This is a genomic window from Demequina mangrovi (assembly GCF_000759715.1).
In the GTDB taxonomy this organism is placed as follows: domain Bacteria; phylum Actinomycetota; class Actinomycetes; order Actinomycetales; family Demequinaceae; genus Demequina; species Demequina mangrovi.
On record NZ_BBLU01000008.1, the window covers coordinates 162,599 to 175,847 of the forward strand.

At 73.1% G+C, this 13,249-nt stretch carries 15 protein-coding genes and 1 tRNA gene; 6 read left to right on the forward strand and 10 right to left on the reverse strand.

The window, feature by feature from the left end; genetic code table 11:
• Positions 1-56 precede the first annotated feature (56 nt).
• Positions 57-896 carry a Bax inhibitor-1/YccA family protein gene (locus tag TR42_RS09315; protein WP_143058927.1) on the reverse strand — a complete coding sequence of 280 codons (840 nt, stop codon included), beginning with the start codon at positions 894-896 and terminating at the stop codon, positions 57-59.
• Between the two features lie 225 nt (positions 897-1,121).
• Here TR42_RS09315 and TR42_RS09320 point away from each other — a divergent pair, with 225 nt between their 5' ends.
• The 6 genes from TR42_RS09320 (at position 1,122) to TR42_RS09345 (ending at position 7,913) form a co-directional block, all read left to right on the forward strand.
• On the forward strand, positions 1,122-1,883 hold the full coding sequence (locus tag TR42_RS09320; RefSeq protein WP_042215184.1) for a DeoR/GlpR family DNA-binding transcription regulator: 762 nt from the start codon (positions 1,122-1,124) through the stop codon (positions 1,881-1,883).
• Positions 1,880-2,830, forward strand: a complete 951-nt coding sequence (gene pfkB / locus TR42_RS09325) for a 1-phosphofructokinase (protein ID WP_042215186.1) — start codon at positions 1,880-1,882, stop codon at positions 2,828-2,830. Before TR42_RS09320 ends, pfkB begins: the two co-directional genes overlap by 4 nt.
• A 19-nt stretch (positions 2,831-2,849) precedes the next feature.
• The gene (locus TR42_RS09330; protein ID WP_042215188.1) at positions 2,850-4,922 is read left to right on the forward strand and encodes a PTS fructose transporter subunit IIABC; all 2,073 of its coding nucleotides are present in this window, start codon (positions 2,850-2,852) and stop codon (positions 4,920-4,922) included.
• A gap of 26 nt (positions 4,923-4,948) precedes the next feature.
• A complete protein-coding gene (locus TR42_RS09335; protein WP_042215190.1) occupies positions 4,949-5,224 on the forward strand; it encodes an HPr family phosphocarrier protein in 276 nt (91 codons plus the stop codon).
• Between the two features lies 1 nt (position 5,225).
• Positions 5,226-6,902 (forward strand): phosphoenolpyruvate--protein phosphotransferase, encoded by a 1,677-nt coding sequence (gene ptsP / locus TR42_RS09340; protein WP_042215192.1) that lies wholly within the window; start codon positions 5,226-5,228, stop codon positions 6,900-6,902.
• A gap of 153 nt (positions 6,903-7,055) precedes the next feature.
• Entirely contained in the window at positions 7,056-7,913 is an 858-nt protein-coding gene (locus TR42_RS09345; protein ID WP_042215194.1) for a methylenetetrahydrofolate reductase, read from the forward strand.
• On the opposite strand, the gene TR42_RS09350 is transcribed toward TR42_RS09345, so the two are convergent.
• The 9 genes from TR42_RS09350 to TR42_RS09390 all read right to left on the reverse strand — a co-directional run.
• On the reverse strand, positions 7,910-8,665 hold the full coding sequence (locus TR42_RS09350) for an ABC transporter permease (RefSeq protein ID WP_042215196.1): 756 nt from the start codon (positions 8,663-8,665) through the stop codon (positions 7,910-7,912). The genes TR42_RS09345 and TR42_RS09350 overlap by 4 nt on opposite strands.
• Entirely contained in the window at positions 8,662-9,420 is a 759-nt protein-coding gene (locus tag TR42_RS09355) for an ABC transporter ATP-binding protein (protein WP_042215198.1), read from the reverse strand. Before TR42_RS09355 ends, TR42_RS09350 begins: the two co-directional genes overlap by 4 nt.
• Complete coding sequence (locus TR42_RS09360; protein ID WP_042215200.1) at positions 9,417-9,776, reverse strand: DUF1048 domain-containing protein; 360 nt, start codon at positions 9,774-9,776, stop codon at positions 9,417-9,419. Before TR42_RS09360 ends, TR42_RS09355 begins: the two co-directional genes overlap by 4 nt.
• Positions 9,773-10,105, reverse strand: a complete 333-nt coding sequence (locus TR42_RS09365; RefSeq protein ID WP_042215202.1) for a PadR family transcriptional regulator — start codon at positions 10,103-10,105, stop codon at positions 9,773-9,775. The genes TR42_RS09360 and TR42_RS09365 overlap by 4 nt, the downstream gene beginning before the upstream one ends.
• Positions 10,106-10,284: 179 nt before the next feature.
• On the reverse strand, positions 10,285-10,824 hold the full coding sequence (locus TR42_RS09370) for a YaeQ family protein (RefSeq protein WP_042215204.1): 540 nt from the start codon (positions 10,822-10,824) through the stop codon (positions 10,285-10,287).
• A 127-nt stretch (positions 10,825-10,951) separates the two neighbouring features.
• A tRNA-Leu gene (locus TR42_RS09375) sits at positions 10,952-11,025 on the reverse strand.
• A gap of 53 nt (positions 11,026-11,078) precedes the next feature.
• Positions 11,079-12,032: a Ppx/GppA phosphatase family protein gene (locus TR42_RS09380; protein ID WP_042215206.1), complete on the reverse strand. Its 954-nt coding sequence runs from the start codon at positions 12,030-12,032 to the stop codon at positions 11,079-11,081.
• A gap of 9 nt (positions 12,033-12,041) precedes the next feature.
• On the reverse strand, positions 12,042-12,560 hold the full coding sequence (locus TR42_RS09385) for a DUF501 domain-containing protein (RefSeq protein ID WP_042215208.1): 519 nt from the start codon (positions 12,558-12,560) through the stop codon (positions 12,042-12,044).
• Positions 12,561-12,569: 9 nt separating this feature from the next.
• Positions 12,570-13,249: FtsB family cell division protein (locus TR42_RS09390; RefSeq protein WP_236623414.1), on the reverse strand; the 680-nt coding region annotated here is incomplete at its 5' end.

Genomic DNA, 13,249 nt, shown 5'->3' on the forward strand with positions numbered 1-13,249 from the left:
CGTCCGGGAACGACGAAGGCCCCGACCGTCCGGTCGGGGCCTTCGTGCGCGAGACGTCAGTCGCGGCTCGACGCGAAGATCGCGATGAGGCGCAGGAACTCGATGTAGAGCCACACGAGGGTGACGATGAGGCCGAAGGCCGCCGTCCACTCGAGGCGCTTGGGCTGACCGCTCTTGACGCCGTTCTCGATGAAGTCGAAGTCGCCGATGAGCGAGATGCACGCGAGCAGGATCGCGATCGCGCCGATCGCGAGGCCCAGCGGGAACGTGATGCCCGCGATGGTGACCTCGTTGCTGTAGAGGCCGAAGCCCTGGGCGCCGTCGCTGAAGATCATGTAGCCGATGTTGACCAGGCCGAAGACCAGGTACGAGACCGCGCCGACCATGAAGATCTTGCGGAGCTTGTTGGTGTAGCGCACCTTGCCGGAGCGGAACAGCGCGAGGCACACGAGGAACGTGATCGCGGTCGCGACGAGGGCCTGCAGGCCGGCGCCGGGGACGTTGAACGAGGTCTCGATGCCCACCGTGATCGCACCGAGGAAGAAGCCCTCCGCGACGGCGTACGCGCCGACGACGGCCGGGTTCGCGCCCTGGCGCTGGAAGGTCGCGACCATCGCGAGCACGAAGGCGACGAGGCCGGAGCCCAGCGCGAGCATGTACGCGACGGCGGACTGGCCGGCGATGACGTAGCCGACGCCGCCCATCGCGATGGTGATGATCCCGAGGAACGAGGTCTTGTTGATGACGCCCTGGTAGCTCATCCGCTCGGTGGCGACGTAGCCGGGCATGCCCGACGGCGCCTGGTACTGGCGCTCCAGGTCGGCTGCGGTCGGCTGGTCCGCGAGAAGCGGGTCGGCCTTGAACTCCTTGGCGTTGCTGAACACCGGACTTGCCACGTTTCCTCCTCGATGGGTGACCGCCCCCAGTCTAGACGGAGGCCCGCGAGCCCCCGGAGAGCAGTCCTCGTGTCAACGTCCCAGCATCGCCGGACGTTGCATCGCATGCCACATCTCGGCCCCGCGCGCGGCGCGCGCCGGTCCGAAAGTCCGTTTTTGCCCGTTCCTGTTGCTTTGGTTTTGAATGCGTGCTTTTATGTGACTATTCGGACAGAGGAGTCACCGATGTACGCAACGGAGCGACAGCAGCGCATCCTGGCGGAGGCCCGCGCCGCCGGCAGGGTCGAGGTCGCCGCGCTCGCCGAGATCCTCGAGGTCACCCCCGAGACCATCCGGCGCGACCTCACCGCGCTGGAGCAGCGCGGCTCGCTGCGCCGGGTCCACGGCGGCGCGATCCCGGTCGAGCGGCTCGAGACCGAGCCGACCCTGGCCGCGCGCACCGCACGCCGCGTCGACGTCAAGCGCCGCATCGCCGCACGGATCGTCGAGGAGATCCCCCGCGGGGGCACCGTGCTGCTCGACGCCGGCTCGACCACGCAGGCGCTCGTCGAGCTGCTCCCCATCGACATGGACCTCACGGTCGTCACCAACTCGATCCCCGTGGCGGCCTCCCTCGCGGGACGCCCCGGCATCGCGCTCTACGTCCTCGGCGGCCGGGTGCGCGGCGTCACGGCGGCGGCCGTCGGCGAGTGGACCGCCCGCGAGCTCGACGGGGTCGTGGTCGACCTCGCGGTCATGGGCACCAACGGCATCTCCGCGGCGCGCGGCCTCACCACCCCGGACCAGGCGGAGGCCGATGCGAAGCGCGCGATGATCGCCGCGGCACGCCGCGTCGTGGTCGCCACGGACTCGTCCAAGGCCGGGGACGATCACCTCCACCGCTTCGCCCGCCTGGACCAGGTGGACCTGGTGGTCACCGACGGGGATCTCACCGAGGAGGCCGCCGAGGAGCTGCGCGCGGCCGGGCCCGAGGTCGTGACCGCATGATCGTCACGCTCACGCCGAACCCGAGCGTCGACCGCGCCATCACGGTGGACGCGCTCCTCCGCGGCGAGGTGCACCGCGCCTCGGACGTGCGCGTCGACGCCGGCGGCAAGGGGGTCAACGTCGCCCGCGCCGTCACCGCGCAGGGCGGGGACGCGATCGCGGTCCTCCCGGTCGGAGGCCCGGAGGGCCGCCTGCTCGAGGAGCTGCTCGACGCCGCGGGCGTGCCGCGGCGCTCCGTGCCGATCGCCGGCGCCGCGCGGATGAACATCTCGGTGCTCGAGCCCGACGGCACCACCACCAAGCTCAACGAGCCCGGCCCCGTGCTGGCCGCCGCGGAGGTCGAGGCGCTCCTGGCCGAGACGGTCGCGAGCGCGACGGACGCCGCCTGGATCGTCGGCTGCGGGAGCCTCCCGCCCGGAGCGCCCGAGGACCTTTACGCGCAGCTGGTCGCCCGCGCCCGCGCCGCCGGGGCCCGCGTCGCGATCGACAGCTCCGGCGCCCCCTTCGCCGCCGCGGTCGCCGCCTCCCCCGACCTCGTCAAGCCCAACCACGAGGAGCTCGCCGAGCTCGTGGGCCACGACCTCCCCACCTTGGGCGACGTCCGCGCCGCCGCCACGGAGCTGGTCTCCGGCGGCATCGCGACCGTCGCCGTCAGCCTCGGCGGCGACGGAGCCCTGCTCGTCACCGCCGACGAGGCGGTGCACGCACGCGCCACCATCACCGCCGCCGTCTCCACCGTCGGAGCCGGCGACTGCATGCTCGCGGGACTGCTCCACGGGCTCTCCCGCTCCCTCACCGCCTCCGACTCCCTCGCCGAGGGGGTCGCCTGGGGCGCCGCGGCCGTCACCCTTCCCGGCAGCCGCGTCCCCACCCGCGCGGATCTCCACGGCATCCCCGTGGACCTCACGCACACCCCGCCCGCCGCACTGGCGCTGGGTCAGCGCTGACCCCGAAAGGAACACCCCCATGTCACTGATCACTGAGCAGCAGGTCGTGCTCGAGCTGGGCGCGACCGACCGCCACGACGCCACGCGCGCGTTGGCGGAGACCCTGGTCGCGACCGGCCGCTGCACGGACCTCGAGGTGTTCCTCGGCGACGTGCGCAAGCGCGAGGAGACGATGGCGACCGGGCTTCCCGGCGGCATCGCGATCCCCCACGCGCGCAGCGCCGGCATCGCGGAGCCGACCCTCGCCTTCGGCCGCAGCGCCGACGGCATCGACTGGGGCGCCAAGGACGGCCCCGCCGACATCGTCTTCCTCATCGCCGCCCCCGAGGGCGCGTCCGAGGCGCACATGAAGGTGCTGCCCAGGCTCGCGAAGGCGCTCATGAAGAAGGAGTTCACCGGAGCCCTCCGTGCCGCGACCACCGAGGCCGAGGTGGTCGCGATCGTCGAGGGCGAGGTCGGGGACGTTGTCGTCTCCCCGCCGCCGATGCCCGCCGCGGCCCCCGCGGAGGAGGCGCCCGCACCCGAGCCCGTCGCACCGGCACCGGCCCCGGCACCCGCCGCATCGTCCGGCCTCACCCTCGTGGGTGTGACCTCGTGCCCCACCGGCATCGCCCACACCTACATGGCCGCCGAGGCGCTCGAGCGCGCCGCCAAGGAGGCGGGCCACACCATGAAGGTCGAGACGCAGGGCTCGGCCGGGGCGACGCCGCTCAGCGCCGAGGAGATCGCCGCCGCCGACGCGGTGATCTTCGCCCACGACGTCGAGGTCCGCAGCCCCGAGCGCTTCGCGGGCAAGCCGATCGTCGACGTCGGCGTGAAGAAGGCGATCTCGGACGGACCGGCGCTCGTCTCTCAGGCGGCCGCGAAGGCCTCCGAATGGCGCACCAACCCCGATGCGGCCGTCGCCGCCGCGCCCGCGGCCGCATCGTCCGGCCTCGCCACCAAGGTCGACAAGAAGGCCGGGATCGGCACGCAGATCCGCCAGTGGCTGATGACCGGCGTGAGCTACATGATCCCCTTCGTCGCGGCGGGCGGCATCCTCATCGCGCTGTCCTTCATGCTCGCGCAGATCGCGCTGGGCGAGAACGGCGCGATCGAGATCGTCAACTACAACCTCACCTCGGGTGACGAGTACAACATCGCGCAGCACTTCGACGTGCTCTCCCTCACGAGCTGGGCCGCGCTGCTGTTCGTCATCGGAGGCGCCGCGTTCGGCTTCCTCGTGCCGATCCTGTCCGGCTTCATCGCCTTCGCGATCGCCGACCGTCCCGGCCTGGTGCCCGGCATCGTGGGCGGCTCGATCGCCGCGACCATGGGCGCCGGCTTCCTCGGCGGCATCGTCACCGGCATCATCGGCGGACTCTCCGCCCGGTGGATCGCGAGCTGGAAGGTCCACAAGGGCGTCCGCGGCGTGATGCCGGTGGTGGTCATCCCGCTGCTGTCGAGCCTCATCACCATGGGCCTGTTCATCACGCTGCTCGGCCTGCCCATCAAGGCGCTGTCCGACGGCCTCAACGACTGGCTCACCAGCCTCCAGGGCGGCAGCGCGTTCATCCTCGGCGTCGTGCTCGGCGCGATGATGGGCTTCGACCTCGGCGGACCGGTGAACAAGGTCGCGTACTTCTTCGGCACGGCGGGGCTCGCCGCCGCCGGCACCGCGACGGACGCTCCCGCGCTCACCATCATGGCCGCGGTCATGGCGGCCGGCATGGTCGCCCCGCTCGCGATGGCGCTCGCCACCACCGTCCGCCCGAAGCTGTTCTCGGAGCCCGAGCGCGAGAACGGCAAGGCCGCGTGGCTGCTCGGCGCCTCGTTCATCTCCGAGGGCGCGATCCCGTTCGCCGCGGCCGACCCGGTCCGCGTCATCGCCTCGTCGGTGGTCGGCTCGGCGCTCACCGGCGGCCTGGTGATGGTGTTCGGCGTCACGCTGCGCGCGCCGCACGGCGGGATCTGGGTGCTGCCTCTCATGGGCGGGTTCCTGTGGTTCCTCGTCGCGCTCGCCGCCGGCGTGCTGCTCATGACCGCGATCGTGGTCACGCTCAAGTCCCGCGACAAGAAGCTCGAGACCGTCGACGCGGTCGCGACCGTCTGACCCCTACCGTTCGAAGGAGAACCGTCATGCCTCAGCGCACCGTCACCATCGCCTCGTCCGTCGGCCTGCACGCCCGCCCCGCCGCCCTCTTCGTCGAGGCGGCCCAGGGCACCGGGCTCGACGTCGAGATCGGCCGAGCCGGCGAGGAGGCCGTCGACGCCACCAGCATCCTGGGCGTCATGGCCCTCGGCGCCAAGCACGGCGAGGAGGTGATCCTCACCGCCGACGGCGACGGTGCGGACGCCGCCCTCGAGTCCCTGGTCGCGCTTCTCTCCCGCGACCTGGACGCCGAGGAGGGCTGACATGTCCGGCGACACCCGTCACGGCGTCGGCGTCAGCCCCGGCACGGCGGTCGGGCCGGTGGTGCAGGTCGCACCGCCGGTCCGGCCCCCCGACGACGAGCCCGCGCCGGCCGATGCGGAGGCGGCCACCGCGCAGATCCAGGCCGCCCTCGCCACGGTGGCCGGGGACCTGGACGCGCAGGCCGCCGCCAACGCGCACGCCGCGCCGATCCTCAAGGCGACCGCGATGATCGCGCGGGACAAGGGCCTCGCGAAGGCCGCGGCGAAGCACGTGGGCGCGGGGCTCGGCCCGGCCCACGCGATCGAGGCGGCGGTCGCGGAGTACGCCGCGCAGTTCGAGGCGCTCGGAGGCTACTTCGCGGAGCGCGTCACCGACCTCAAGGACGTGGGCGACCGGGCGATCGCCGAGGTGCTCGGCGTCCCGGCCCCCGGCGTGCCGTCCCTGTCCGGCCCGTCGGTCGTGGTCGCCCATGACCTCGCGCCCGCGCAGACGGCGGCGCTCGACCGTGCGCACGTGGTGGCGATCGTCACCGAGGCGGGCGGACGCACCTCGCACACCGCGATCCTCGCGGCGCAGATGGGGATCCCGGCGGTGGTCCAGCTCCATGGCGCGACGTCCCTCGAGCCCGGCACCACCGTGGCCGTCGACGGCGAGGCGGGCGAGGTCACGCTCGACCCCGACATGGCGCTCCTCGAGGCGCAGCGCGAGCGCCGCGAACGGCGCGCCGCCGCGCTCGCCGGGGTGTCCGGACCGGGCGCCACGCGCGACGGCCATGCCGTCGCCCTGCTCGCGAACATCGGCGGGGTGGACGATGCGGTCGCCGCGGGCGCCCAGGACGTCGAGGGCGTCGGGCTGTTCCGCACGGAGTTCCTCTACCTCTCCGCGACCGCGCTGCCGAGCGTCGAGGAGCAGGCGGACGTGTACCGCAAGGTGCTGGAGCCGTTCGGGAGCCGCCGCGTGGTGGTCCGCACGCTCGACGCGGGTGCCGACAAGCCGCTCGCCTTCGCGAACCTGGGCGAGGAGGAGAACCCCGCGCTCGGCCGGCGCGGCCTGCGGCTGTGCCAGGCGAAGCCGGAGCTCATCGACTCGCAGCTCGCCGCGTTGGCGCTGGCCGCACGCGACACCGGCGCCGACGTGCGCGTCATGGCGCCGATGGTCGCGACCGCCGAGGAGGCCGCCTGGTTCGCCTCGCGGGTCGCGGCGGCGGGGCTGCCGAAGTCCGGCGTGATGATCGAGGTGCCCGCGGCCGCGCTCCGCTCGCGCCACGTGCTCGCCGAGGTGGACTTCGGGTCGCTGGGCACCAACGATCTCGCGCAGTACACGATGGCCGCGGACCGCATGGAGGGCGAGCTGTCCGATCTGCTCGACCCGTGGCAGCCGGCGGTGCTCGATGTGGTGGCCGCGGCGTGCGCCGGCGGTTCCGAGACCGGCAGGCCCGTGGGCGTGTGCGGCGAGTCCGCGGGCGATCCCTTCCTCGCGCTGGTGCTCGCAGGCCTCGGGGTGTCGAGCCTGTCGATGGCGCCCAAGAAGGTCGCGGCGGTGCGCTTCGCGCTGTCGCTCCACTCGCTCGAGGAGTGCCGCGCCCTCGCAGACACGGCGCGCGCGGCGCGCTCGGCCGCCGATGCGCGCGAGGCCGTGCGGGCCGCGGCCAGCCCGGAGCTCACCGCCGTCCTCTAGGCGGCCCCCGACCCTCCGCCCCGGCGCGACCTCCCCGCCGGGGCGGAGCCGCGTCCGAGGCGCGCCAGGACCCTCCGTCCCTGGCACCGCGTGTCGGACGCCCGTACAATAGGGGTCGCTTCTCTGCTTCAACGGACCGAAGGGGGCCCGCTGTTGCACCGGACCGCCACGCTTCTCGAGGACCTCTCCGTCGAGATCACCGCCCGCGACACCGCGACGCTCGTCGCGCACGCGGGCGACCTGCCCGCCGGCACGCGGGTGAGCGTCACGCATCTGGGCACCGAGGGCGCCCCGGAGCGCCGCGAGGCCGCTGCCGCCGCCGCGCGCGCGGAGCTGGTCCCGGTCCCCCACCTCGCCGCGCGCCGCCTCGGCTCGGAGTCCGAGCTCCGTGACGCGCTCGACGGTCTGCGCGCCCACGATGCGCATGAGCGCCTGTTCGTCGTCGGAGGCGACCCCCGCACGCCCGCCGGGCCCTACGCCTCCGCGCTCGACGTGATCCGTTCGGGGCTGCTCGCGGAAGCCGGCGTCGCCGAGGTCGGCATCACCGGCTACCCCGAGGGCCACCCCGCGATCGCGGACGAGGCGCTGTGGGCGGCGCTGCGCGACAAGACGGCGGCAATCGCCGACCAGGGCCTGACCGCCTCCGTCACTACGCAGTTCTCGTTCGACGCCGACGCGGTGGTCGCGTGGATCGAGCGCGCCCGCGCGCTCGGGATCGCCGCGCCGATCCGCGTGGGCGTGCCCGGTCCCGCCGGGGTGCGCCGCCTCGTCGCCTTCGCCCGCCGCTGCGGCGTCGGAACGTCCGCGGGCATCGCACGGAAGTACGGCTTCTCGCTCACGTCGCTGGTCGGCACCGCCGGTCCCGACCGGTTCGTGGAGGAGCTCACCTCGCGCCTCGAGGACGCCCACGGCGAGGTGCGGCTCCACCTCTACACGTTCGGGACGCTCGCCGCGACGATCGACTGGGCGCGCGCCGCGCGCGAGGCCGCGGTCCCCGCGGAGCGGCCCTAGCCGATCCGGCGCCGGTACGCCGCGGTCGCAAGGATGTACGCGACCGCGAGGATCGCGCCCACCCAGGCGAGAGCGATCCACAGATCCGCGCCGGGCGCCTGCCCCGCGAGCAGCGCCCGCACCGCGTCGACGATCGACGTCACCGGCTGATGCTCCGCGAACCAGCGCACGGGTCCCGGCATCGTCTCCGTGGGCACGAAGGCCGAGCTCACGAAGGGCAGCAGAATCAGCGGGTAGGCGAAGCCCGTCGCACCGTCGGGCGAGGTCGCCGTGAGGCCCGGGATCACCGCGAGCCACGTCAGCGCGAGCGTGAGCGAGCCGAGGATCCCGGCGACCGCGAGCCACCCGAGCACGCCCGCGTCCGAGCGGAAACCCATCACCAGCGCCGCCGCGATCACGGCCGCGAGCGCCACCGACGTCGCGACCAGCGAGGTCAGCACATGCGACCACAGCACCGACGGCCGCGCGATGGGCATGGTCTGGAATCTCTCGAGGATGCCGGCCTGTAGATCGAGGTAGAGCCTGAAGGCCGTGTACGAGATGCTCGAGGCGATGGTGATGACCAGGATCCCGGGGAGCAGATAGTCGACGTACGAGGCGGCGCCCGCATCGATCGCGCCGCCGAGGACGTAGACGAAGAGCAGCAGGAACGCGATCGGCATGAGCGCGGTGGTGATGATGGTGTCGGGGCTGCGGGTGATGTGCCGCAGCGAGCGGCCGGTGAGGACGGCGGTGTCGGTCAGGGCGGTCATGGCGTTCCCTTCGCACCGACGACCGCGAGGAAGACCTCCTCGAGCGTCGGCTGCTTCTCGACGTGCTCGACGGTGGGCGCAGGGATGAGAGCCCTGAGCTCGGCGAGCGTGCCGTCCACGATGATGCGCCCCTCGTGGAGGATCGCGATGCGGTCGGCGAGGTGCTCGGCCTCGTCGAGCGTCTGCGTGGTGAGGAGCACCGTGGTACCACCGTCCGCGAGCGCGCGCACGGCCGCCCACACCTCGCGGCGCGCCTGCGGGTCGAGCCCCGTGGTCGGCTCGTCGAGGAACACCACCGGCGGGTCGCCGACGAGGCTCATCGCGATGTCGAGCCTCCGGCGCATGCCGCCCGAGTAGGTGCCGACCCTCCGCGCTCCCGCCTCCGCGAGACCGAAGCGGGCGAGCTGCGCATCGGCCACGCCACCCGGGTCGGGCACGCGGCGCAGCCGTGCCACGAGGACGAGGTTCTCGCGACCGGTGAGGATCTCGTCGACCGCCGCGAACTGACCCGTGAGGCTGATGGACATGCGCACCTCGGCAGGAGCGCTGGCGACGTCGTGGCCCGCGACGGAGGCCTCCCCGGCATCGGCCTTCAGCAGCGTGCTGAGGATGCGGACCAGCGTCGTCTTGCCGGCGCCGTTCGAGCCGAGCAGCGCGACGATGCTGCCGCGGGCGACCTCGAGATCCACACCCGTGAGGACGTGCAGGTCGCCGTAGGACTTCTCGATCCCGCGGACCGCGACGGCCGCGGTCATGTCGACTCGCCCGCCGCGCGATCCATCGCCTCGACCAGCCGCGCGCGCTCCTTGTCGATCCAGCGCCGTCCGGTGTACGCGGCGGCGAAGGTCTCGGCGAAGTCGACGGGGTCGGCCCCGACGATGTCCCGCACCGGCGTCCCGTCCGCGGCGGCGCGCTCCCACAGGTCAGCGAGGTCGCCGATCATCGTGAGCATGGTGTCGCCGTCGGTGACTCCGCCGTAGTACATGAAGTACCGATGCATCGCCATCGCGGCATCCGCGTACGGAGCGGGCAGGCCCTCCATGCGTCGGCGATCGGCCTTGTACCGCTTCTTCTGCTCCAGCGAGCCCGTGAGCTTCTCGATCCAGGTCATGACCGGGGTCCTTCCTTGAGGTGAGCGAGCCGGTCCGCGAGGAAGCCCCAGCTGCTCCAGAACTCGTCCAGCGCCTCGCGGCCCTGGGCGTTGAGGGTGAAGACCTTGCGCGGCGGGCCCTTCTCCGACGGCACCTTCTCGACGTCGACCAGGCCCCGCTGCTCGATCCGGACGAGCAGCGCGTACACGGTGCCCTCCGCGATGTCGGCGAAGCCCTGGTCGCGCAGCCGCGCGGTGATCTCGTACCCGTAGGCCGGGCCGAGGGCGAGGAGCGCCAGGACGATGCCCTCGAGCGTGCCCTTGAGCATCTCCGTCATCTGCTTGCCCACCGCGGGTCTCCCGTTGCTACTCAGTGATGTTGACTACCACTAGATAGTAACACTGAGTACTGGATCCGCAAGGCGTAGCCACGGCACGGGCCCCGCAACTGGGCGATCCAGCAGCGCGATTGCGCCGAATCCCACCGCTCAAGCGCCCAACCGGCGAGAGTGGGGGGGCGGGGCGGGCCTCAGCCGAGCGCGACGGTGTGGATCGCCGAGTCGAGCGAGGTGCCGTTGAGCTCGAGGTAGAGGTGCCGCTCGGTCACCGAGACCGTGAGCGCGTTGCGGCGCTCGACCAGCGCCGCCGCGGCCTCCACGAAGCCCGGGTCGAAGCTGTGGAGCAGGATCCGCTCGCGTTCGTGGATCTTCTTGCCGTCCCAACGGGCGAGCACCTTCGCGGGATCGTGCTGCGTGTAGACCGCGGTGCGGTCCGCGAGACGGGAGCCCCGGTGGAGCCGCTCGGCCTCCGGCTGCCCGATCTCGATCCACGCGGTGATCGCGCCGGTGAGGTCGCGCACCAGCACCGCCGGCTCCTCGGCGGTCGAGATGCCCTCGGAGAAGGTGATGCCCTCCTCGTGCTCGAGGCAGTACGCGAGCACGCGCGTCACCAGGAACAGGCCGGTCTCGGACGGGTGCCGGGCCGCGCGCAGCGAGAGGTCCTCGTAGACGCTGCGGTCGACGTCCGCGAGCGTGATGTCGAAGGTGTGAACAGTCGCGCCGGCAGCCATGGCGCACCAGCCTACGGTGCGCCCTGCGGCACGGTGGTGCATGAGCGCCGGAAACGGACCCGTTCCGGCACTCATGCAGCAGCGGGACGCACGCGGGCGCAGGTGCAGACGGGCGCCGGATGTGACGTGCCCCCGGCGGGGTTCGAACCCGCACTGGGCCGGGTTTAAGCCGGCTGCCTCTGCCAGTTGGGCTACGGGGGCGGGTAGGGACGATGCGGCGCTCGGCGGACCGGCCGGCGCATCGTCCTCGGGCGTCAGCCCCGTTCGGCCGCCGAGAACGCGATGCCGTCGAGGATGTCGTGCTCGCTGGTCACCACGTGCGGTAACGCGCCGCCCGCGGCCACCACGGCGTCGCGCACGCGCGTCATCACGGTCCGCCACACGAGCGCGCCCGCGCCGATGACGTCGACGCGGCCCGGGTGCATGAACCCGAGCGCCGACTTCTCGACCCGCGAGGCGGCGAGCAGCTCGTCGCAGGCCCGGATCGCGTCGTCGATGTCGATGATCGCGCCGTTGATGGAGTCGCGGTCGTACTCGGGCAGGCCGAGGGCGTGCGCGGTCACGGTGGTGATGGTGCCGGCGAGGCCCACGAGCGTGCGCGTCTGCTCGACGGGCACCCCGGCGAACGCCATGTCGATCGCCTCGTGCACGTCCGCCTCGGCCGCGGCCACCTGCTCCTGCGACGGCGGGTCGCCCACGAGGTGACGCTCGGTCATCCGCACGCAGCCCACGTCCATCGAGTGCGCGGCCTCGGGCTGCTCGACGCCGAGGACCACCTCGGTCGAGCCGCCGCCCAGGTCGACCACGAGGAAGGGCGCATCGTGCGCGGCGTCGAGAGCGCCGGTGGCGCCGCGGAAGGACAGCGCGGCCTCCTCGGCGCCCGAGATGACCTCGGGCACCACGCCGAGCCGCGCCTCGATGCCCTCGAGGAACACGTCGCGGTTGCGCGCGTCGCGCGTCGCGGAGGTGGCGACGAAGCGGATGGCCTCGACGCCGTGCTCGCGGCACTGCGCGGCGTAGACGTCGGTCGCGGCGAAGGTGCGCTCGAGCGCCTCGGCGGCGAACTCCCCCGTCCGGTCGACGCCCTGGCCCAGGCGCACCACGGTCATGGTGCGGACCACGTCGGTGAGGGTGCCGGCGGCGAGGTCGACGTCGGCGATGAGCAGGCGGATCGAGTTGGTCCCGCAGTCGATGGCGGCTACACGCATGGCTTGAGACTACTCAGCGATCTCGACCGCGCACGTGCAACGGTCGGGGCGGAACGAGTCGGCGATCATCGCGAGCGCCTCGTCGCCGAGGGGGTTGACGCCCGGGCCGGCCGCGAGCGCGTGGCCCACGAGCACGTGGAGGCACTTGACACGGTCCGGCATGCCCCCGGCGGAGATGCCGTGGATCTCAGGCGCGTCGCCGAGCGCGTAGCGCTCCTCGAGGTAGCGCTCATGGGCGGCGCGGTACGCCTCGACCAGCTCCGGCTCCTCGCCGGACTGGAGGCGCGCCTGCATGTCCTTCATCACGCCGTTCGCCTCAAGCGTCGAGACGGCGGCCACCGCGTCGGGATGCGTGAGGTAGTACTGCGTGGGGAACGGCGTGCCGTCCGGGAGTCGGGGCGCGGTGTGCACCACGGTCGGGTTGCCGCACACGCAGCGGGCGGCGATGGCGACGATGCCGCGCGGCTCCCGTCCCAGCTGGGCCGCGAGCACGGCGACGTCACGTTCGGTGGCGGGGGTGTCGGTCACCCTGAGATTCTAGTCGGCGTCCTTCGTGGACGATGCGGCGGTACCGCCGTCGCCGGCGTCCACCTGCGCGCCGCCCGCCTCCTCGACGGATCCCCACAACCGCGTGTACCACGTGCCAGTCTCCTCGATCGAGGTGCCGGTCTCGGCCGCGACCGACCCCTCGGCCGCGCCCTCGACCGTCTCGGGGTCGATCACGCGGTACGGCGTCTCGCCCGGGTAGACGAAGGCGAGCCGCTCGCGCGCCTGGGCCTCGACGTAGGCAGGGTCGTTCCAGCGCGCGAGGTCCGCCGTGAGGTCGTCCACCGACTCCTGCGCGGCGATCGCGTCGGCCCGCAGGTCCGCGAGCTCCTCCTGCTGACGGAAGTACGCGCGCAGCGACGGCAGCACCACGGCAGCGGCGAGCACGATCACGCCGGCGAGCACGAAGAGCCGCCAGGACATCGACGCGAGCCACGAGCCGCGCAGCTGCACCGGCTCGATCCGGTTGCCGCCGGGCGCCTGGCGCATCGGCCGGCCGGGCCCGCCGGGACGGCTCGAGGCGCGCCCCTTGGGGATCCGCACCCCGCCCGTGGACGGCGCGGTGCGACGTCGCGACGCGGTCCGGGTCCGCGGCGCCGCCCCGGTGGCATGGGACGCGGCCGACGGCGAGGCGGGCGTCTGAGACGCCTTCGACGCGGAGCCCGCGGCGC